Below are 18,011 nucleotides of genomic sequence, written 5' to 3' on the forward strand. Positions count from 1 at the left end.
CCCGTCTCCCGCCCCGGGAGCCGCCCCGCAACCCGCCCCCATTCAACAAGGGAACACGGGAACACTGAACACGCAAAAGCAGCCGTCGCCGTCGCCTGCGGCTCCGGCGCGCCCGGGGCGGCGCGCGACGCGAGGCGGCGAGCCGGACTCACGTCACCGCCTGCTGCAGGAACAGCTCGAAGCCAGCTTCCGCGAGCTGTGCGGCGGAACCTACGGGTTCCAGGGTGGTCGAGACGCGAAGGCGATCGCCGAGCTGCTGCGGCTCTCCGGCGGCGAGCTCGGCGAAGTCGACCGCCGGTGGCGCGTCGGTCTTGGTGAAGTCGGCTTCCGCCGATGCGACACGATTCACGAGCTCGCGCGGAAGTGGAACGCCTACACGGCGAAGCGCCCAGCGCTGGGTATCCGCGACATCCGCGTCGGAGTGGGGATCCCGTCAAAGGCCGACGCTTTCCAGGAGGGCGAGTGTGAGCTCCGCTACCACAACCGGTGAGCACACCGAGACGCGCGCCGCGCTCGAGCGCATCCGCGCGATCACCGCCCGCGCCGCGCAGGCGGCCGCCGCAGCGGCGATCACGCCCGACCCGCACCCGACCCCCTCACGCCCTGCCGATCGCGCGGCAGAGGCGAAACCTGCACGGGGAGCGCCGCGCCACTGGAGCGAGCTCAACCGCGACGACGTTAGCGCTTAGCGCGACGGAGGAACGACGATGGGGATCCACATCCTTCCCGCAACCCGGTCGGTCGTAGCCACCCAGCGGCGCAAGACGGACCGCCAGCGCGAACGGGAGCGCAGCCGTTGGCAGCAGAAGCGCGAGCGCAGCGTTCCCTCGCCGCCACCGCGTCCGGATCGACCCGACAAGAACCAGGGTCGGAGAGGCGTGACCTCTGGTGCCACGCTCCGATGAGCGATACGCGGGATTGGGCGGCGGAACGACGGCGCTTTCACGCATTTCGCGACCACGCCCGAGAGGCGGAAACGACGTGGACACAACGGAAGACGACGGCCAGGGCGGCGAAAAAAACACGCGGAGGCGCTACCGGCGGCGCCTCGCGACCGCGCAGAACGTGAAGGCCGCGCTCCGGGACCTCTACGCGCTCCTCGAGGGGAACGAGATCGAGGTGAAGCGCGCCCGGGCGATGGCGCACGTGCTGCACGTTCTCGTCACCGTGATCGCCAACGCGGACATCGAGTCGCGGCTCGTGGCGCTCGAGGCGGCGTCCGAGCGCGGCCGGGAGGAGCGGAGGCTCTCGTCGTGAGCCCGCCGCGGACGCACGCCAGCCGCGTCGCAAAGCTCGAGGCGAGTCGCCCGGCTCGCTCGTCCTCGCTCCTGCCGTTCATGACGGACGCCGAGCTCGACGAGCTCGAGGCAATCCTCGGGGGCGAGGGCGAAGACGTTTGCGCCCACTGCGGCGCGCACAACTGCGCCGCCATGCCGCGGCGCCGGCGGCCGCGCGTGGCGCCGCTGACGGAGCAGGAGACTCGGCGCGCCCAGGAGCTCCTCGCCGGCGCCGAGGCGCGGCGAGCCGAGGCGGAGGCGCGCCGTTGAGCCACCTCCCTCGCACTCGCGCCGGCGCGCTGACGACGCTTCGCGAGCTCGCCGCGTATCACGAGGCAGGGCACGCCGTCGCCGCGCTCGCTACCGGCTGCGAACTCGGGGCTATGACGGTCGGCCCGCACGGCGGAGGACTCACACGGTTCCGTCCTCCACGAGATGTACCGGCGGCGCGGTCGCGCCGGGACGCGGTCCTGCGCCATCTCGCCGGGGCAGCCGGTGAGGCAGTCGTCGTCGGCCTCGGTTCGCTGAGCTTCGCGGAAGTCGATGCCCGGTGCGGCGGCGCGGCAACGGACTTCGCGGCCGCGCGTCGCGCCTGCGGACCGGGAGGGGAGCTGAGCTTCCTTACCTGGAGGTGGCCCAGGACAGTCGACCTGCTCGTCCGCCGGTGGACCGCCGTTGAGGCGCTCGCGAGCGTTCTCCGGACGGAAGGCGCGATCGAGGGGTCACGCGCATCGGCGATCGTGGAGCGAGCGAGATGACGCGCAGAGAGTGCGCGGCGCTGCCGCGGCCGTGCCCGCGGACGAGCTGCCGCTACCACCTGCTCCCCGAGGTACGCGGAGCGAGGCTCGAGGAACTCGTCGAGACGTGCGCGCTCGACGTCGCAGATCGCGGCGGCGCGACGCTGCAGGAGATCCCAGGCGCTTCGCCTGACGCGCGAGCGCGTCCGACAGATCGAGGCGCGGGGCCTGCGGAAGCTGCGCGGCGACGCCGCCGGTGCGCTCGAGGAGTTCCGCCCGCCGCCGCTCCCGGAGCGCGTCAACGAGACGACGAGCACGCAGACGGAGACGCAGCGCCCCGCCGGGGACGCCCGATCGACCCCGTCCAGCTGACGCCAGTTATCGGCTGAGCGGCGGCTGACCCGTGCTGCGCCGCTGCTCCGCGATCTCGATGAGCTCGCCGATGCGCGTGCAGCCGTGCAGCGGCGGGCCCGAGCCCGTCGCGCGATCGAGCAGCGTGAGCAGCTCCCCGAGCTCGTCCGCGGTGAGCCACCCGACGGCCGCGAACCACCGGCCTTCGGTCGGCGCCGCCTCCGTCGGAGGGGCGATCCCGTTCGCGACTGCGGTGAGCGCTGCGAGCCTGCGGGAAAGGTGCTCGGCGGCGAGCGCCTTGATCGGTTCGAGGCACATGCCCCGCACGTATCGCGTGCGGCTTCCGGCGCGCAGCCCTGGGCGATACGTGGGACGCCATGGAGGACGCGTACATGGCGAAGAACCCGATCAGCACAGCAGAGAAGAACTTGGCGGCGGCGCGCGCGGACCTCGAGCGCGCAGCGGCGGCGCACGATCGCGAGGCCCAGCGCCTCGCCGAGACGAACGCCGAGATCGAACGGCTCGGGGGCGAGGTCCGCGAGACGGACCCCGACGACAACGCCGCGTTCGCGAAGCTCGTCGCCGAGCGCGACGCCGCGCGCGGGCGCAGGGAGGCGCTCGAGCTGCGCGTCGAGAAGGCCGCCGCCGCGCTCGGGCGCGCGAGGGACAACGCGGCGCGCGCGGAGCGCGACATCAAGCGCTGCAGGTCGCGGACCTGGACGAGCAGCTCCAGGCGAAAGACGCGGCGGTCACGGCGGAGGTGGAGGAGTTCTACCGCCGGATCCGGTCGCGAATCGGCGAGGCTCGAAAGCTCGCCGAGGCGGCGAACAGGATCGAGGCGGCGATGGGCCGGTCGCGCGCGTGGGCCGATCGCGCTCGCGGATCGCGCTGGGCGGGGGTCACCGCGAACAAGGGCCTGTTCCGGGTGATCCCGGGCGTGCTCCCCGACGAGATCCCGGATCGGGAGTACCTGCCCGCTGTGGCGGAGGAGTGATGGCGATGACGAGAACCGAGATCGAAACGATCGCCCGTCGGGAGCTCGGCGCGGACGCCAGGCTCGACGGCGTCGACGACCGCCAGGTGATCCGGAGCGTTCTCGCCCGCGTCGTTCCGACCCTGGACACCGTCGGGGCGAGCGACGCGTACCTGGACGCCGCTCTTCGGGCCGCTGTCGACCGGCACGACGCGACCGCGCCGAGTGCCCCTGCGGGCGCTGAGGCGGCGCGGGCGCGCATGATCCTGGACGCGGAGAATGCGTGGCGGTCCGACGCCGCGGTGGTGACGCGCCACGATGCGGAGCGCGACGCCACGCACCGCGCGGCGCGCGAGCGGCTCTGCGCGGTCGCAGCGACGCGCCGCGGCGGCGGACCCGCCACGGATGCCGAGAAGGCTCGCGAGCAGGCGCGCCGCGACGCCGAGGACGCGTGGAAGACGCCGCTCGCGTGCTCCGCCTACGCGGTCCCGAACGACGAGGAGTAGCGGGCCGCTTCCGCTCGGCAAGCGCCGGGTGATACCCGAGGATTGCCGACGCGGAGGGTCCACCATCCCCCTGCGCCGGCCCCGCGCTCGGGGCGGGCTCGGGAGCGCGTTCCTCCGGGGCGGGCCGTCGCAAGGCGGCCCGCCCTTCTTCATCGGAGCACAGCCTTCCGTCGCGCGCGCCCGGGCGATACGTGCCGGTCTACGACGCCGGCATGCTCGCCGGCGCGAGGAGCTGACAAATGGTGAAACCGACCAACGCCGCCCGCTGGGCAGAGGCACTCGACGGAACCCCTTCCGCGGACATCGTGGAGCCGAACGGTGCCCAGAAGGACGCGGGCTGGGCTGCGAACCAGGCCCCGCCGGCCAGCTACTTCAACTGGTGGCAGTGGGCGGTCTACCAGTGGATCAAGTGGCTGCGCGACTCCGCGCTCGTGCTGCTGGACGCGGCGCAGACCTTCACCGCGAAGCAGACCTTCCAGGCGGGGCTCGCGACGCCGCTCGCGCCCGCGGCCGGCGACGACGTAGCGAACAAGGCGTACGTCGACGGCGGCGACTCCGCGGCGACCGCGTTCGCGGCGTCGCTGCGGCGCATCTTCGCCTGGGCCACGCTCGGCACGAGCGACGTGAACGCTGGCGCCTGCTCGGTCTACGATGGCGACGGGATCACAGCGACGAACACCGAGACGGCGATCTCGGTGACGTTCTCGACGCCCATGCCCGACACGGACTACGCCGTGCTCGTCCAGTGCGAGAACGCGTGGTTCGTCCAGCGCGTCACGAACAAGACGGTGAACGGGTTCACGATCGGCGCCGGACCGCGGTGGGACGGGTCCACGTGGGTCGCGCCGGTGCTCACGGTCGGGTACGCGTTCTCCATCGCGGTGGTCCGGAACCCGATCGCGTAGAGCACCGCCGCGCCGGGAGATCGTCGCGGCGGCGCAGGCGACGGGCGTGCGGTGCCGTCAGCGGAACGGGGTGTTCGCCGAGGCGTCAGCGCGACGCTCGGTCTCGTGACGAGAATGAGTGCGCCGCATGCACGCGGCGCCTCGGTCCGGAAGCCTACTACCGCGAGAACATGGTGCCGGCGCGCTCCCCTGCCTGCGGCTCGGGAACAGGTCGATCTTCACCGCCCTTCGTCGAGCCGACCAGACCACCTCAAGTAGAAGAGAAGATATGGGTTGGGCATGTCGAGGTTCTGCTCATCCCAGTCCATGACGCGGTCTTGGGGCGACTTCTCGTCCGCAATCCTCGTCATGTGGGTCAGAGTTCCGATGATACTGGACCCGCTGGGCGCATCGCCGTGGCAGAGCTGCGCCGTGCGGCGAACGACCTCGTCGTACTTGAAGGACAGCTGCGGCGGGTCCAACGCCACGGCCTTGAGGACCGCTCGATACACGTCTCCGGTCGAGCCATCGTGGAATGTGTACGTCTTCCGCTCCGTGCCGCGTGTCCTCGGGCCATCCAACAGCGCGCTCACGAGGGACCGGAAGTCCGTTACGAGGGCAGCGCGCTTGCAGATGCGGACGAGTCGCTCAGGTGACTCCGGGTATTCCGCAGTGTCGTGAAGCTCCTCTTCCACGCCGAGCTCGAAGCACGCGTTGAGGCAGATGACCTGCATCAGCTGCGGCGAGCCGGCAGATTCAGCCGCGAACCGCGCGATAGATGCATCGTCGAGCTTCACCTTCAGTTTCCCGAAGCCCACCTGCGCGATCGACATCAGGTCGCTGGGCGACCAATACGACTGATCCAACGACAACAACCGCCCCCGGAGCTCAGGATTCGCGCGGACGACGTCGTCCGCACGGTAGGGCACGGATGCAGTAATGATACGGATGCCCGCCGCCGCGGCTTCCTTGATCTGCCTCGCGGCGTCGCCCTGGACCGTTCGCTCGATGTAGTGGAAGTCGTCGAGGAGGACGACGAAGCTGCTTCCGGCGATCTCCTTCGCAACCTGCTGGAGTCCGCGCCGACGGTACGTCTCCTGCCGCGACCGCTCGTGCGACGCGCCCACGGACGCCGAACCCCCCGCCTCTCCTTGCGCAACGAACGGGATGCCCGCTTTCCCCTTGGCCTCGGCGCTCACCTCTCCTGAAACCCCCGTCGTTCGAGCGCGCGCCACTTCGTCGGGTACGCCCATCCAATCCAAGGCGCGGTCCCAGATTTCGTCCGCACGAGAGATTCCCGCCCCAAACACCGGGATCAGGTTCTCGCGCCCGACGACCTTCTCGATGAGAACGCTCTTGCCCGACTTCGAAGGACCGGAAACGGAGATGACCTGCTTCGGCACCTCTAGGTATTGAGCGAGCCGCTGCTCCAGCGTCTCAGCCGGACGCGCCACGTACGTGTGCGTCGGGAAGTCGTTGGGAGTGAAGACCTCAGTCGCTCGAAGCGCCACGTAACCTCCGGTGGAGAAGCGGCGAGGATACCGCGTTTCGCCGCGGAACATTTTCGATGGGGCGTCGTAATCCGGGCCGGGCGCGTGGCGTGATGATGACCTCTCGCCCGCGCCGTCCTTGACGTGCTCCTCCCCGTCGGGCGCCGCTCAGTCCTCCAGGATCACGTGTCCCTTGCCTGCTGCGGCGAGTCGCGCCAGGTCGTCGACCGAATACATCTTCAGGCCCGTGATCGTGACACTCCCGCCACCGCGGCCTGCGGCAGCTGCGAGGCGCGCCAGATCATCAACGGCGCGCCTGCTACCATCAATCCTGAACCCGCCCCCGGCGGCAGCAATCCTCGCCAGGTCATCTATCGTCAACAGTGCCAGTGCCATCTATTTGCCCCCTGAGTCCGTATAGCGCATGGCACTGACAGTACTTCATCGTCCGCCCAGATGGTGAACGCGCGCACGTGACCTTCATGGCATCGAGAGGTAGTCTCGCGCCATGCCCGACGACTTGATGCCTGCCATGCGTGACCTGCTGAACCAGTTCTCGCAGGTGTCGCGTGACAGCTTCTCTCACCGGCGCGGATCAAGCGAGGCGCGCGAGTATGCGGACCAGATCGAGCGGGGCTACGGCAGCGACGCCGACGCTCGCGTGCGACGCGAGATCGCGCTGATCTGCGCCTGGCTGCGGAACCCCTAGACGGCCACGGATGGCGGCGCCTTTTCGCCCTCCGCCGCGTCGTACTGGACGTGCGCCGCGTCCCGCCTGGCACGCCCATGGCGCCTCGGATCACGCGCGAGGCTCCGTGGGCGTAGGTCGAGACGGCGTTCGCCGATCTCGCGAACGGCATGGGTCACCACGGGGCGACAGGGGCCGCGCTGCCGAACGCGTGGCCGCGCGGCCCGCGCGTGGATCGTCATGCGCGCGGCGGACCCCAGGGCTGAGGCTTCGCGGCGACTGCCATTGGCGGCCGTGTGTTCTCCTCGATGTCCATCACGACTCGGAGCACGAGCGCCGTCATCGGGCCGGGCGATTTAACGGTGCGACTGTCGCGCTGACGCCTCGCTCGTCCTGCAAGTGCGGCCTGGAGCGGGCTCCGGAAGATGCGTGGAGGCGATGCGGCGGGGCCGCCGATCGTCTCGGCCACCGCTGATCGCTGACGGATCGTGGATGCGGCGCGGCCTCGTCGCTGTCTACCGAAGCGAGGAGGGCGGCTGGATTCCGCGGTCTGCGGCCGCGTCCCAGAAATCGGTCTCATGGACGATCGCGAGCGAGGCTCCGTTGCGGCGAAGCTGCATCGCCGCTTCGACCTTCCGGCCGTAGCACGAGAATGCCCACGAAAGGCTGCGCTCGGCAGCGACGATCAGGTAGTCGAGATCCTTCACGACTCGCGGATGCGGAATCCCGCCGAGTCGTGCGACGACCGATTCGATCTGCCGACGGGAGGCGCGGGGAGAGCTTCCCGTTATGCAAAATCGCTTCTCTTGGAACGTGATCTCCGGTTGCGATGCGCAGATCCCGAAGCGAATGAGTGTCTCGTCGAACGGCGTCTCGAGCACGAGATCACTCGTAGAGTCAAGGAACCCCTGAGTGAACGCCACCAGGAATTCGTGCTCCTGGGCGTCGATGCGCCTGTCAGCGAGTACGTGCGTGACGACGCTGTCGATCTCGTCATACGGCCACGTGCCCTTCAGGTTCTCCGCATTCTCGAGCCACTCGCTGAGGCCACTCAGTTCTACGTCGTTGACGACGCCATCGGCACCGATCCCCGCGAGAAGCCCGTGGAGCCGCTGCATGTCTGCGGTTGCGACCGAGTAGAACGCCGACGGACTTCTCAGCAGCTCGCAGAAATGCAGGATATCTGCGCGCTCTTCGTCGTCCAGCATGCCGTCGGAGACTGCCTCGCGGACGCGGTCACGAGCCTCGCGGAAGAGGCTGCCGTCGGGTCTGTTCCGTTCCCGTAAGCACCACCGGTTGAGAGCCATCGCCTCTGCGGCGACGATCCGTCCATCAAGAGCGATGCCGCGAATGAGCCCTTCGAGCTCGTTCACGTCTCGCTCGCGATCCTGGCGGACACTGAACTTGAGGAAGTCGCGAGAGTCGTACTTGAGGGCGTGGTCGGAGTCGTTCACGAGTCGAGCGTAGCCCCGCGGAACACGTCTGCGCTTGCCCCCGATCATCCCCGCACCAAACCGCCGCTCAGGGCGACGTGACGCCGCACCCGCTCCGTGGGCGTCGAGGACGCCGCCCGCCCGCCCCGTTCTGGTGACACTCGCCGCTTGTCTCGGCGCTGACGCGTGTCATCGCGTCGGCGGTGTGTCACGGGGACGTGCGTCCTGATGACGGGCAAGCCCACCGAAGCGCCTCCGGCAGCGTGGGGGGCGGGGTGTTGACGTTCGGCCCGCTTGCCACTAGCCTACTGGATAGCCAGTTACCCGGAATGTCGGGTAGCCGGCGCCGGAGGCAGCGATGGCTAAGGGGTTCAGCGAGTTCCGGGCGGAGGCGGCGGCGTTCGTGGCGGCATACGGCCGGCGCGCCCGAGCACGTGATCGTGCGCGGCGCGGCCTTCACCGCCGTCCTCGACGGCGCCGCCCTCGCCTGGCGGGTGAACGTGGGCGGCGTGTGGGTCGGCCCCTTCACGAGCCTGGCGCTCGCGTTCGGCTGCCCCCGGGCCGCGAAGCTCGGGGAGGCAGCGTGATCCGCGCCGTCGGCTACATCCGTGTCTCGACCGACGGCCAGGCGGAGGAGGGCGTGTCGCTCGAGGCGCAACGCGCGAAGCTGCAGGCGTTCGCCGTTGCGTCCGACCTGGGACTTGTCGCGATCCGCGAGGACGCTGGGGTGTCGGCGAAGACGCTCGCCCGGCCCGGCCTACAGGCGGCGCTCGCAGACCTGCGCGAAGGCCGCGCCGACGCGCTGCTCGTCACGAAGCTCGACCGGCTCACCCGGTCCGTGCGCGACCTGGGGTCACTCGTGGAGGCGTACTTCGCGGCCCGCTTCTCACTCCTCTCGATCGCGGACTCCGTCGACACGCGGACCGCCGGCGGGCGGCTCGTTCTTCACGTCCTCGCGAGCGTGAGTCAGTGGGAGCGCGAGGCCATCGGCGAACGGACTCGGGACGCGCTTGCGCACCTGAAGGCAAAGGGCGTCCGAATCGGCGGCGAGGCGCTCGGGTGGCGGCGCACGACGGAGACGGACGCCGAGGGGCGACGGGTCTGGACCCCGGACCTCCAGGAGCAGGCGACCGCGCAGCGCATCCGCGAGCTGCGCGACGCGGGCCGCTCGCTGCGACACATCTGCGTGGTACTCGTCGCCGAGGGGCGCCCCACGAAACGCGGCGGCCGCTGGCAGCCGCAAACCGTCGCGCAGGTCCTGGCGCGGCACAACCCGACCCCGGCGGCGCCGGCGGTCGATCCAAGGAGAGCAGCATGACCACGAAGACGACCCCCACTCCCGAGACCTGGGCCGCCGCGCGGCGCGACTTCCACCGAGACCCCGACACGCGGCCCCGGGCGCTCGGGAAGCTGGCGCGCGCGCACGGGCTCCGACTCGCCGAGCTGCGGGAGCGGATCGAGCGGGACCGCTGGGATCTGGAGGTCCGACAGGCGGCCGCCGCGCGCCGGGCCTCGGACAACGCGCGTCGGCTCGCACGCGGGAGGCGCCACGCGCTTCGCGAGATCGAGAAGCTGACGCCGCTGCTCCGCAAGGACCCCACGGACCCGCGCACGTTGCGCGCCGTCGCTCTGGCCGCGTTCCAGGCCGGCCGCATCTTGACAGCGCTCTACGGCGTGGGGGCGAACCTGGCCGAGGACCGCCGGGACCAGGTGCTCGCTCAGCGGGGCGCCCCGGTCTCGTACCAGCACCCTTGGGGCGGGCTCCCCGCGAGGCGCCGCGCGTCGTGGGCGAGCTAGCGCGCGGACGTCCGCGTCGGGGCGGCATGCTAGCCTACTGGGATGCCGATGAAGCGAGTGAAGAAGGCGAGCGTGAAGCGAACCGAACAGGAGCGGAGCGCGGCTGAGGAGGTGCGGCCGCGCTCGCCGCTCTATCGGGGATTCGTCAAGACTATGTTCTCGCTGGAGCCGTCGCAGCTCGAGAGCCTGCGCGTCGAGGCGAAGAAGATCGCGGACGAGGACCCGGACGTGATCGCCGGGCGCAAGACAGCGAGGCCTGACGCGAGCGCCCTCGTCCGCGAGGCCATCGACGAATGGCTCGAGAAGCGGAGTCGGTGAGGTGGCGTGGGGTCTCGAGAAGTGGGCGCAGCTCGGTGATGCCGTCGGGGGGCTCGCAACCCTAGGTGGCCTCGTGTTCGCCGTCGTCAGCGTGAACCGCTGGCGCAGGGAGCGCCTCGACGAGAGGCGTGCAGAGGCCGCCGGGCGGGCGTACGTAGCGCTGAGCCGCGCGTGTGACTCGCTCGCGTTCTGGGCGGATGGTTGCGCGGCGTTCCTCGTGAGCCACCGCTCGGACCGCCCCTTTGCGGGTGAGGACTTCGCGCTATATCGGTCGCACAACGAACTGGGCCAGAGGAGCTCCCGCGAGGCGCTGAACGATCTGCGCCAGCTTGTGGAGTCCAGCTCGGTGTACCTGGACGAGCCCGAATTGAAGCTGCTGTTGGAAGCCGAGCCGATCTGGCAGGCGCTCCGCACCGATGCGGCACCGGTCGGCGCGACTGACAAGCGGCTGAGTGACCCGATCATCGACAAGATGTGCGCGCGGTTCGACGGGTACGCAGCGAATGCTCGCGCACTACTCGACCGAGGCTCCGTCCTGCGAGACGTCGGGCGGTACCGGATCGCCCGTCGATCTCGCACTCGGCGGAGCAGCGCAGCGGAACGTGAGGAGGGGATGACGTGACCCTGCTGCGGGATGCGGCGGCAACCGCCGTGAACGCGGTTCGCGCGCTGGTGGACCTCGTATCGAGCGACGCCGGCGCGAACGTCGCCACTGTCGCCGGCGTCCTGTTCGCGGTTTTCAGCGTTCAGCGTTGGCGCGTCGAGAAGAGGGACGAGCGCCGCGGCGAGGCGGCCGCTGAAGCTCTCGGGGGGCTGCTGATGTTCTGCGACAAGCTCGGCGACTGGATTTCGATGATCGAGATCGCCGTCCGCCCGGTCGCCGGGCCGCCCTCCGATGACCGCACTGCCCTGATCGCTGAGACGGCGCGGCTCCTACGCGTCGCCCGAACGGAGATCGAGGCGTATCGCGAGGGGCTCCACGAGGCCGCCAGGCGAGCCCGCGCGTACCTGGTCCCTCTAGAGATTGAGTCGCTGAACGCGGCCTATGGGATCTACAGCCAGATCTCTTTCCGGCTGGACGCGGAGCCCGAGCTGCGCGCAGCCGGTGGCGGATCACCCGACGAGCGATTTCGGAGGAACGTCGCAGAGCTCCGGGAAGCGCGCGGCCGTATCCAGGCACGTGGCGAGGAGACCCTCCGACGGATCGCTCGTCACGAGGACTCGACCCTCGTCGCGCGCATTCGAGCTCGTCTGCGGCGGCGGGAGACACTGAACAAGGCGTTTCGCCTGTGAGCCGAACGGCTCGCTGACAACGGGGACTCGAAATGCCTTCACTACTCGAGCAACTGCAGCGGGAAGCGCTCGATTCATCCACCTCCGTCGCGAGCCTCCTTCGCAAATTGAAGGTCGCGGCCGTGATGCTCGAGAAGGAGGACGCTGTAACTTGGGTCGATCATGAGCTCAGCGGGTATCCGGAGGACGCGGAACTCCCCGCGTATCGCGTCATCAGGGGGAGGCCGCAATTCTTGAATCCGATGGTCGGGTGGTGCCCCCTCATGGTCAACGACTCCCATGGTCGCGAGCTGATGTCTAGGCACCGGGCACGGCAACGCATCTCCGAACTCGAAGAACTCGCGCGTCAGTCCGCCTCGGAAGGCGGATTGGTGGTTCCGTACCCTAGCGCCCTGATTCAGGACATCGAGCGGAGCGTTGGGTTCGAGATCGGTGGAGCCGGCGTCGCCGTCGAGAGAAGTACCGTCGTCGGGATTCTCGACGCAGTTCGCACACGCGCGCTCGATTGGGCTCTCGCACTGTGGAGGGCCGGCGTGCGGGGTGAGGAATCAGGGTCGTTCTCACGCGGCGACCGAGAGGCCGCGTCGACCGTGATGTACAACGTCGTAGTCGGCGGGCCCTTCACTGGCAACGTCGGGTCGGTAAGCGGCGGCGCGACGGTTCATGCGACGCATGTCGGCCCCGCAACCGTCGAAACCCTTACGCAGCTCGCCAGCCAGATCGAACAGCACGCGGGCGAGATGAGCTTGTCCGAACCGGAACGTGGACGGCTCGAGCGCGACGTCGCTGAACTGCGCCAAGAGATCAGGCGGCCGGCGCCCGATGTCTCCGTGCTCGGGCGCGTTCTCAGCAGCATCCGTGCGATCGCGGAGAACGCGGCGGGCGGTCTTATCGCCTCCGGGATTCTGCACGTGATGGCGAGACCGGAGATCGCCGCGCTGATCCAGCGCGTCGGGCAGTAAACGGCGGCTGGCACAGGAAGAGGCGTGAGGAGCAGGGCCCCGCGTTCGTCGACGAGAACGAGCGCATGCCGATCGAGAGCGGGTCGCGAGCAACGAGGAGCCGTAACGATGGCAGGCGCAACGTACTTCCTGACCGGCACTCATACGCGCGTGCTCGTGAAGCGCGAGGGCGGCCGTGTGCACGAGCTCGCCGACGGCGCATGGGTCGAGACAGACCGCTACTTGGGCACCGGCGCGACGCCGATCCCAGCCAGGAGCGCCGAGCGCTTCATCGCCACGCGCACGCGGGCGGCATCGAGCCAGCTGCCGCCATCGCCGCAGCACGAGGCCCCCGCGCGCGCGTCGGGCGGGCTTGTGCTCTACGGCGCCGCAGCGCGCCGCATGCTGGCGTTTGCTGCCGCGTCCAGGCGCGGCGAGTTCGGCGCGGAGCTGCAGGAGCTCGGCGAGGAGATCCTGTCGTTCGTCGAGGCGGACGCCGAGCGCCGTGACCTCCAGCGTGCGCGTCGCGGGCAGCTGGCGCTGCCGAACGTCCTCGCGGGGCGCTGCTACCCGACGCTCCCCAGGTGGCGGCTTCGGCGGCCGTCTCCGACAACGCGCAACGGATCGGAATTGCTCGCTTCTTAAGGGAATATGCGTCCGTACTTGACGCGTAAGTGCCGGTAATCGTTGACGTTTCGGTTGTTGGGCGGCAAAGTTGGCAACATGAATAACGCTAACGCTACGCCTGACGCCCTGAGCCCGCTGCGCGCCGCGAGGCTCCGCGCCGGCATGAGCATGGAGCAGCTCGCCGTGAAGGCGGGCATCGGGCGCGCGACGTTGTACTGGGCTGAGAAGGCTCCACAGCGAATGTCCGACCGGACCGCGCGCGCCGTCGCGAAGGTCCTTCGCGTCAGCGTCGAGGAGCTCCGGCCGTGATCGCCCTCCCGATCGACCCGCGCGCGCTGACGGCTCACGGTCTGACGCCGCGGGACCTTACGCACGCGCCCCCCGGCACCGTGGTCATCGTTCTCGACGGGACCGCGCTGCGCGTCACCGCCGAGGGCGCGCTGGATCCCGTAGTCTCGTTCGGCTTCCGGTCGATCGCCAGCGACCCGGCGGCGTCGCGGAGGGCAGCATGAGCCCCGAGGCCGTGCTCGGTCCATCCCTAGCAGGAGCCGTGCGCGAGATCGTGCGCCAGGAGCTCGCCGCGCGCGGCGCCGCGGCTCCGACGTCGCCGGCGACGCCGGAGCTGATCTCGCCGGAGGAGGCGGCGCGCCGGTTCAAGGGGCGGCCCTCCGCGGACACGATCCGGAGTCTCATCCATCGCGGCCTCGTCAAACGTCGTGTCGTCAGCGAGGTCCGAGACGGGGGGCGTCCGAGCTACCTCGTGACCGTCGACGAGGTCCTCGTCGCGCTCGAGGCGAGCGGCAAGGCGGCGTCGGAGACCGAGCCGGTGGACCTCGAGGCCGCCCGGGCCCGAGCGCGCGAGCGCGCGGGGAAGACGAGGGGAGGGCGGTAGCGATGGCGTGGCTCAGGAAGCGCGGCCGCGTGTTCTACGTCGAGTTCATCGTCCGCGGCCGGAAGCACCCGAAGCGCGTGAGTACGGGCACGGCGAGGCGGCGCGAGGCGGAGGCGTTCCTCGAGGAATGGGAGCGCATCCACCCCGCCGGCGAAAACGTCGCGCGCGCCCCGAGCGCGCCCACCGTCGAGAGCTGGGGCCGGGACTGGAACGACGCGCGGAAGGCGCGCGAGATCCTCGACTGGGTCCACGAGCTCGGGCACCTCGAGAACCACGTCTTCCCCGAGCTCGGCGCGCTTCGGCTGACCGAGGTGACGAAGGCCCGGATGCTCGCGTGGATCGCGGACCTCGCGAAGAAGCGCGGGCGCTACGGGGAGCGCATCGCGCCGGCGAGCGTGCGGAAGGTCGCCGCCACGTGCCGGGCGCTGTTCCGCGAGGCCGCGAAACGGGACCTCATCCCGGTGACCCCGTGCGTGTGGACCCGCGGGGACTTCCCGCGGAGCGTGACCGTGTCGCGCACGCGCGAGGGCGGGCTCACCGCGGACCAAGTCGGGCTGCTCATCGGCGACCCGACCATCCCCGAGGACAGGCGCGTTCTGTACGCGCTCGAGATCCTCACCGGCATGAGAACCGGCGAGGCCGCCGCGCGGCGCTGGCGCGACTGGGATCCGGCATTCCAGGGCGACCTCGGCCGGCTCGTCGTCGGCACCTCGTACAATACGCGCCACGCGATCGAGAAGACGACGAAGACGGACATCGAGAAGTGGGTTCCCGTGCATCCCGTGCTCGCCGAGCTGCTGCGGCTCTGGAGGGCCGCCGGCTGGGCGAGGATGTTCGGCCGCGCGCCCGGGCCGGAGGACCTCATCGTGCCGGCCGCGAAGGGCGGGCCGCGGAATAACGGCATGTCGCACCGCCTGTGGTGGGCGGACCTGAAGGCGCTCGAGCTGCCGCGCCAGCGGCACTACCAGACGCGCGCCACGTTCCGCTCGCTCGCGCTCGCCGGCGGCGCGGTCGAGAAGGACCTCGACCGGATCACGCATCCGAGCCCGAAGACCGCGAGCGACGTCTACGACCGTCCGGCGCTCCTCTGGCCTCGCCTCTGCGCTGCCGTCCGGTGCATCGTGGTGGAGCCGCGCAGCGCCGCCGCCGCGCCCGGGCGGCTGCTGGTCGTCGCGGGCGGGAACGGGTACAGCGAGACGGGTACACCGCCGGAGCCGGACGACGGCGGATCGCCGAAAGTGCCAGGCGACGCGCGGGGTTCGGCCGACTCGGGATTGACGGCAGAGCAGGGGAATCGAACCCCCCAACAGCGCCTCTCAGCACCATCCACCGGTTTTGAAGACCGGGCCCGGCACCAGCCTAGGACGCTCTGCCGCGCAAGGGTTTATGCGCAGCGCCCGGCACCGTCAAGCGGCGGCACCGCGGCGAAGCGCGCGGGCGCCGCGGAGCATGAGGCCTCTGTCCCGCGAGCGGGCCTACTTCGACGCCTTGGACACGCGCGACGGGCGGTCGCCGGCGAGGGGCGCGCCGTGCTCGTCGCCCCAGGGCGACAGGCGGGTCGCGGCGGTGCGCTCGTGCGGCATCGCGGCGCGCGGCGAGCGGAAGTACTGCATCGGCGAGTAGAAGACCAGGTTCGACGCGCGGCTCGTGTAGATGCACGCGTAGTTCTCGATCTGCTCGGCGAAGCGGGAGTTCTCGTGGCCCTCCTTGAAGGTGAGCCCCCAGTACGGGTTGAAGCCCTCCTCGACCGCGCGCTCCAGCTCGCGCACGCGATCGTCCGCGTCCCGGCGCGCGCGGCGGAGCACCTCGAGCTCGGCCTTGTCGCGCCGCCGCGTCGCCTCGAGCCGCTCGCGCTCCGCAGGATCGCCCACGCGATCGAGGCGCCGGTCGAGCGCGTTCAGGGCCGAGCGGTGCACCGCGACCTCGTCCTCGATGCGGACGCGCAGGGCCTCGAGCCGCGCCATCTCGGCGAGCGCGTCCTGGTTCTTCTCGAGCCAGGCGAGCTCGGCCTCGAGCTCCTCGACGACCATGCAGGTGCGCCAGAGGGAGCTCTTCTTCGAGCGCAGGATGTCGCCGTAGATGTGGTCACCGACGTAGAGGATCCGGTCCCCGCCGATGCCGATGAGCCGCTCCAGCGTGGGGAGATCGCCCCCCTCGTACCAGCGACCGCGCTCGATGGAGGTCGCCTCGCCGGCGCGCGCGCCGTCCGGCGCGAGCGCGTACAGCGGCCGGCGCTCGGAGAAGAAGGCGGGCTTCGCCGCGCCGGTCACCACCGCGTCGAAGTAGTTCCGCCAGCTCGGGTACTCGGGGAGGACGTCGTCGAGGACGTAGGACATCACGGCGTCGGTGTAGTCCCAGAGCGAGTTCGTGAGGAGGAAGAGCTTCTTCCCGCCGGAGCGGAGCTTGTGGAGCGCGGGGCCGAGCTCGGGGTCCTTCACGAGGTAGCGCGGGAGGTCCTTCTTCACCTCCGCCTTGAGCGTGCCGTCGCGGTGCACCGTGTCGATGGACTCGCGGATGTCCTGCCAGAGCTTCTCGTAGTCGATCGTCTGCCCCTCGCCCTCCAGGTGCTCGATGATCCCGGCGAACAGGCTCGCCTCGGGCAGCGCGAAGAGCGTGTCGATCCAGGCGAAGCGCGGGGAGGAGAGGTGGACCTTCTCGTCGCGGTAGAGGCGGCGGAGCTCCTCGTGTGGCAGGGGGCGGCGCCCGTGGTAGCAGCGGCCCACGTGGTTGTGCCGGTCCATCTTGAAGATGTTGCCGTGCAGCTTGTCCATCACGAGCCCGCGGATGACGAAGGCGGGGTCGTACTGGAGGACGCCGAGCTGCTGCGGGTAGCCGCGCGCGGAGATCATGCGCGCGAGCGTCATCCCGAACGCGAGCTCCTCGAGCCGCTGCAGGTGGTACATCGCGAGCGTGTAGTCCATGTCGAAGCCGACGGCCTCGATCTTGTCCATCCGGAGGTTCCGGTTGACGAAGACCTGGCGTGCGCGCGGCACCTCGCGGTGACCGACGTGCGGCGTGGTGAGCAGCGACAGGAGCTCGGGCGCCTCGTACGCGCGCCCTGCGGTCGGTGTGGCGGGCGCGGCGTGCCCGACGGCGCCGGCCGGGACGCCCCCTCTGGCGGTTGGCATGTCAGAGGCCGTGATAACCCGCCCGGCGCACCGGCTCAACGATCGTGCGGGCGGATGCTCGCGGCGCCGAGGCGGCGGGCGGCAGGCCCGCCGGGAAAGTTGACCGGGGTGGCGTGCGTGGCACGCTCGCGCACACCGTGCCGAGGCGCCTCACCCTCACCGAGCTCGCCGCCCGCATCGAGCAGCTCGAGGATCGCATCGCCCGGCTCGAGGCCGGACGCGCTCCCCCGGGCGATGGTCGCGCCGCGCGCGTGAAGCGCACCCGCGAGGTGAAGCGCTGCCCGGGCTGCGGCCTCCCGCTGCGGCGGCGCGCCGGGCGCTGCGCGAGCTGCGGGCGGCCGCTCGACTCGCTCTAGCCGCTCGAGGCTACTCGTCCGCGACCATCCGTGACGCCGGAACGCCGAGCGCCCGCGCGATGGCGACCACGGTGGTGTAGGGCGGGTTGCGGCCGCCGCGCTCGATGAGGCTCACGTACGCGACCGACAGGTCGAGCGCCTCGGCGAGCGCCTCCTGCGTGAGGCCGCGGCTGCGGCGCTCTTCTCGTACGCGCTCTCCGAGCCGCCGCAGCTCTTCGCGGCGGGGGTCACGCTGTGGCTTGTTCTTGCTGGCCATGCTCCGCGCGCTCTCCTGGGTGGAGGGAATACTAACGACTCGGCCTAGCGAAAAGGACCGACTC

General features: G+C 70.5%; 26 protein-coding genes, 1 tRNA gene and 1 pseudogene. 20 read left to right on the forward strand and 8 right to left on the reverse strand.

The window, feature by feature from the left end; all coding sequences use genetic code 11:
* The 4 genes and pseudogenes from MLV88_RS20620 to MLV88_RS24845 form a co-directional block, all read left to right on the forward strand.
* Nucleotides 1–490 (forward strand): annotated as a pseudogene (locus MLV88_RS20620) (hypothetical protein); the annotation flags it as partial.
* Nucleotides 491–981: 491 nt separating this feature from the next.
* Nucleotides 982–1,257, forward strand: coding sequence for a hypothetical protein (locus tag MLV88_RS20625; protein ID WP_243338546.1), 276 nt, complete (start codon nucleotides 982–984; stop codon nucleotides 1,255–1,257).
* Nucleotides 1,254–1,547: a hypothetical protein gene (locus MLV88_RS20630; RefSeq protein WP_243338553.1), complete on the forward strand. Its 294-nt coding sequence runs from the start codon at nucleotides 1,254–1,256 to the stop codon at nucleotides 1,545–1,547. Before MLV88_RS20625 ends, MLV88_RS20630 begins: the two co-directional genes overlap by 4 nt.
* Entirely contained in the window at nucleotides 1,544–2,035 is a 492-nt protein-coding gene (locus tag MLV88_RS24845) for a M50 family metallopeptidase (RefSeq protein WP_408628806.1), read from the forward strand. Before MLV88_RS20630 ends, MLV88_RS24845 begins: the two co-directional genes overlap by 4 nt.
* Nucleotides 2,036–2,392: 357 nt before the next feature.
* Here the strand turns inward: MLV88_RS24845 and MLV88_RS20635 are convergent, their stop codons facing one another.
* Complete coding sequence (locus tag MLV88_RS20635; protein ID WP_243338554.1) at nucleotides 2,393–2,683, reverse strand: hypothetical protein; 291 nt, start codon at nucleotides 2,681–2,683, stop codon at nucleotides 2,393–2,395.
* A 442-nt stretch (nucleotides 2,684–3,125) separates the two neighbouring features.
* On the opposite strand from MLV88_RS20635, the gene MLV88_RS20640 reads away from it, so the two are divergent.
* From MLV88_RS20640 to MLV88_RS20650, 3 genes are all read left to right on the forward strand, one after another.
* The gene (locus MLV88_RS20640) at nucleotides 3,126–3,359 is read left to right on the forward strand and encodes a hypothetical protein (RefSeq protein ID WP_243338556.1); all 234 of its coding nucleotides are present in this window, start codon (nucleotides 3,126–3,128) and stop codon (nucleotides 3,357–3,359) included.
* 5 nt (nucleotides 3,360–3,364) lie between these two features.
* Complete coding sequence (locus MLV88_RS20645) at nucleotides 3,365–3,844, forward strand: hypothetical protein (RefSeq protein WP_243338557.1); 480 nt, start codon at nucleotides 3,365–3,367, stop codon at nucleotides 3,842–3,844.
* A 239-nt stretch (nucleotides 3,845–4,083) separates the two neighbouring features.
* Nucleotides 4,084–4,749, forward strand: coding sequence for a hypothetical protein (locus MLV88_RS20650; protein WP_243338564.1), 666 nt, complete (start codon nucleotides 4,084–4,086; stop codon nucleotides 4,747–4,749).
* 218 nt (nucleotides 4,750–4,967) lie between these two features.
* Here MLV88_RS20650 and MLV88_RS20655 read toward each other — a convergent pair whose 3' ends face one another.
* Nucleotides 4,968–6,239 (reverse strand): hypothetical protein, encoded by a 1,272-nt coding sequence (locus tag MLV88_RS20655; RefSeq protein ID WP_243338565.1) that lies wholly within the window; start codon nucleotides 6,237–6,239, stop codon nucleotides 4,968–4,970.
* Nucleotides 6,240–6,386: 147 nt separating this feature from the next.
* Entirely contained in the window at nucleotides 6,387–6,614 is a 228-nt protein-coding gene (locus tag MLV88_RS20660; RefSeq protein WP_243338566.1) for a hypothetical protein, read from the reverse strand.
* Between the two features lie 112 nt (nucleotides 6,615–6,726).
* Here MLV88_RS20660 and MLV88_RS20665 point away from each other — a divergent pair, with 112 nt between their 5' ends.
* Nucleotides 6,727–6,927 carry a hypothetical protein gene (locus tag MLV88_RS20665; RefSeq protein ID WP_243338567.1) on the forward strand — a complete coding sequence of 67 codons (201 nt, stop codon included), beginning with the start codon at nucleotides 6,727–6,729 and terminating at the stop codon, nucleotides 6,925–6,927.
* A 494-nt stretch (nucleotides 6,928–7,421) separates the two neighbouring features.
* On the opposite strand, the gene MLV88_RS20670 is transcribed toward MLV88_RS20665, so the two are convergent.
* On the reverse strand, nucleotides 7,422–8,360 hold the full coding sequence (locus tag MLV88_RS20670) for a BRCT domain-containing protein (RefSeq protein ID WP_243338569.1): 939 nt from the start codon (nucleotides 8,358–8,360) through the stop codon (nucleotides 7,422–7,424).
* Nucleotides 8,361–8,779: 419 nt separating this feature from the next.
* Here MLV88_RS20670 and MLV88_RS24720 point away from each other — a divergent pair, with 419 nt between their 5' ends.
* The 11 genes from MLV88_RS24720 to MLV88_RS20725 all read left to right on the forward strand — a co-directional run bounded on the left by MLV88_RS24720 (nucleotide 8,780) and on the right by MLV88_RS20725 (nucleotide 14,207).
* Complete coding sequence (locus MLV88_RS24720) at nucleotides 8,780–8,926, forward strand: hypothetical protein (protein ID WP_243338572.1); 147 nt, start codon at nucleotides 8,780–8,782, stop codon at nucleotides 8,924–8,926.
* Nucleotides 8,923–9,657, forward strand: coding sequence for a recombinase family protein (locus MLV88_RS20680; RefSeq protein WP_243338574.1), 735 nt, complete (start codon nucleotides 8,923–8,925; stop codon nucleotides 9,655–9,657). The genes MLV88_RS24720 and MLV88_RS20680 overlap by 4 nt, the downstream gene beginning before the upstream one ends.
* On the forward strand, nucleotides 9,654–10,136 hold the full coding sequence (locus tag MLV88_RS20685; RefSeq protein ID WP_243338576.1) for a hypothetical protein: 483 nt from the start codon (nucleotides 9,654–9,656) through the stop codon (nucleotides 10,134–10,136). The genes MLV88_RS20680 and MLV88_RS20685 overlap by 4 nt, the downstream gene beginning before the upstream one ends.
* A gap of 72 nt (nucleotides 10,137–10,208) precedes the next feature.
* Nucleotides 10,209–10,454 (forward strand): hypothetical protein, encoded by a 246-nt coding sequence (locus tag MLV88_RS20690; RefSeq protein WP_243338577.1) that lies wholly within the window; start codon nucleotides 10,209–10,211, stop codon nucleotides 10,452–10,454.
* A 73-nt stretch (nucleotides 10,455–10,527) separates the two neighbouring features.
* The gene (locus MLV88_RS20695) at nucleotides 10,528–11,076 is read left to right on the forward strand and encodes a hypothetical protein (RefSeq protein WP_243338579.1); all 549 of its coding nucleotides are present in this window, start codon (nucleotides 10,528–10,530) and stop codon (nucleotides 11,074–11,076) included.
* Nucleotides 11,073–11,747: a hypothetical protein gene (locus MLV88_RS20700; protein WP_243338581.1), complete on the forward strand. Its 675-nt coding sequence runs from the start codon at nucleotides 11,073–11,075 to the stop codon at nucleotides 11,745–11,747. Before MLV88_RS20695 ends, MLV88_RS20700 begins: the two co-directional genes overlap by 4 nt.
* A gap of 32 nt (nucleotides 11,748–11,779) precedes the next feature.
* On the forward strand, nucleotides 11,780–12,709 hold the full coding sequence (locus MLV88_RS20705; protein ID WP_243338583.1) for an AbiTii domain-containing protein: 930 nt from the start codon (nucleotides 11,780–11,782) through the stop codon (nucleotides 12,707–12,709).
* A gap of 108 nt (nucleotides 12,710–12,817) precedes the next feature.
* Nucleotides 12,818–13,333 (forward strand): hypothetical protein, encoded by a 516-nt coding sequence (locus tag MLV88_RS20710; protein WP_243338585.1) that lies wholly within the window; start codon nucleotides 12,818–12,820, stop codon nucleotides 13,331–13,333.
* Nucleotides 13,334–13,411: 78 nt separating this feature from the next.
* Nucleotides 13,412–13,624, forward strand: a complete 213-nt coding sequence (locus tag MLV88_RS20715; protein WP_279324357.1) for a helix-turn-helix domain-containing protein — start codon at nucleotides 13,412–13,414, stop codon at nucleotides 13,622–13,624.
* Nucleotides 13,621–13,827 carry a hypothetical protein gene (locus MLV88_RS20720; RefSeq protein WP_243338590.1) on the forward strand — a complete coding sequence of 69 codons (207 nt, stop codon included), beginning with the start codon at nucleotides 13,621–13,623 and terminating at the stop codon, nucleotides 13,825–13,827. The genes MLV88_RS20715 and MLV88_RS20720 overlap by 4 nt, the downstream gene beginning before the upstream one ends.
* A complete protein-coding gene (locus tag MLV88_RS20725) occupies nucleotides 13,824–14,207 on the forward strand; it encodes a hypothetical protein (RefSeq protein WP_243338591.1) in 384 nt (127 codons plus the stop codon). Before MLV88_RS20720 ends, MLV88_RS20725 begins: the two co-directional genes overlap by 4 nt.
* Nucleotides 14,208–14,574: 367 nt before the next feature.
* Here the strand turns inward: MLV88_RS20725 and MLV88_RS20730 are convergent, their stop codons facing one another.
* The 3 genes from MLV88_RS20730 to MLV88_RS20740 all read right to left on the reverse strand — a co-directional run bounded on the left by MLV88_RS20730 (nucleotide 14,575) and on the right by MLV88_RS20740 (nucleotide 17,335).
* Nucleotides 14,575–14,769: a hypothetical protein gene (locus MLV88_RS20730; protein WP_243338593.1), complete on the reverse strand. Its 195-nt coding sequence runs from the start codon at nucleotides 14,767–14,769 to the stop codon at nucleotides 14,575–14,577.
* A 716-nt stretch (nucleotides 14,770–15,485) separates the two neighbouring features.
* Nucleotides 15,486–15,581 (reverse strand) — tRNA-Sec (locus MLV88_RS20735).
* Between the two features lie 101 nt (nucleotides 15,582–15,682).
* Complete coding sequence (locus MLV88_RS20740) at nucleotides 15,683–17,335, reverse strand: HAD-IG family 5'-nucleotidase (protein ID WP_243338595.1); 1,653 nt, start codon at nucleotides 17,333–17,335, stop codon at nucleotides 15,683–15,685.
* Nucleotides 17,336–17,448: 113 nt separating this feature from the next.
* Here MLV88_RS20740 and MLV88_RS20745 point away from each other — a divergent pair, with 113 nt between their 5' ends.
* Complete coding sequence (locus MLV88_RS20745) at nucleotides 17,449–17,691, forward strand: hypothetical protein (protein WP_243338597.1); 243 nt, start codon at nucleotides 17,449–17,451, stop codon at nucleotides 17,689–17,691.
* Nucleotides 17,692–17,701: 10 nt separating this feature from the next.
* Here MLV88_RS20745 and MLV88_RS20750 read toward each other — a convergent pair whose 3' ends face one another.
* Nucleotides 17,702–17,947, reverse strand: coding sequence for a helix-turn-helix domain-containing protein (locus MLV88_RS20750; protein ID WP_242338167.1), 246 nt, complete (start codon nucleotides 17,945–17,947; stop codon nucleotides 17,702–17,704).
* Nucleotides 17,948–18,011: the final 64 nt, after the last annotated feature.

Origin of the sequence: Anaeromyxobacter soli (genome assembly GCF_022808855.1) — a bacterium.
GTDB classification, from domain to species: Bacteria; Myxococcota; Myxococcia; order Myxococcales; family Anaeromyxobacteraceae; genus Anaeromyxobacter; species Anaeromyxobacter soli.

Bases quoted from the DNA above. Each gene is read 5' to 3' on its own strand.
- MLV88_RS20635 (WP_243338554.1), bottom strand. From the start codon at position 2,683: ATGTGCCTCGAACCGATCAAGGCGCTCGCCGCCGAGCACCTTTCCCGC.
- MLV88_RS20645 (WP_243338557.1), top strand. From the start codon at position 3,365: ATGACGAGAACCGAGATCGAAACGATCGCCCGTCGGGAGCTCGGCGCG.
- MLV88_RS20650 (WP_243338564.1), top strand. From the start codon at position 4,084: ATGGTGAAACCGACCAACGCCGCCCGCTGGGCAGAGGCACTCGACGGA.
- MLV88_RS20660 (WP_243338566.1), bottom strand. From the start codon at position 6,614: ATGGCACTGGCACTGTTGACGATAGATGACCTGGCGAGGATTGCTGCC.
- MLV88_RS20665 (WP_243338567.1), top strand. From the start codon at position 6,727: ATGCCCGACGACTTGATGCCTGCCATGCGTGACCTGCTGAACCAGTTC.
- MLV88_RS20685 (WP_243338576.1), top strand. From the start codon at position 9,654: ATGACCACGAAGACGACCCCCACTCCCGAGACCTGGGCCGCCGCGCGG.
- MLV88_RS20705 (WP_243338583.1), top strand. From the start codon at position 11,780: ATGCCTTCACTACTCGAGCAACTGCAGCGGGAAGCGCTCGATTCATCC.
- MLV88_RS20710 (WP_243338585.1), top strand. From the start codon at position 12,818: ATGGCAGGCGCAACGTACTTCCTGACCGGCACTCATACGCGCGTGCTC.
- MLV88_RS20715 (WP_279324357.1), top strand. From the start codon at position 13,412: ATGAATAACGCTAACGCTACGCCTGACGCCCTGAGCCCGCTGCGCGCC.
- MLV88_RS20725 (WP_243338591.1), top strand. From the start codon at position 13,824: ATGAGCCCCGAGGCCGTGCTCGGTCCATCCCTAGCAGGAGCCGTGCGC.
- MLV88_RS20730 (WP_243338593.1), bottom strand. From the start codon at position 14,769: ATGAGCAGCCCGACTTGGTCCGCGGTGAGCCCGCCCTCGCGCGTGCGC.
- MLV88_RS20740 (WP_243338595.1), bottom strand. From the start codon at position 17,335: ATGCCAACCGCCAGAGGGGGCGTCCCGGCCGGCGCCGTCGGGCACGCC.
- MLV88_RS20750 (WP_242338167.1), bottom strand. From the start codon at position 17,947: ATGGCCAGCAAGAACAAGCCACAGCGTGACCCCCGCCGCGAAGAGCTG.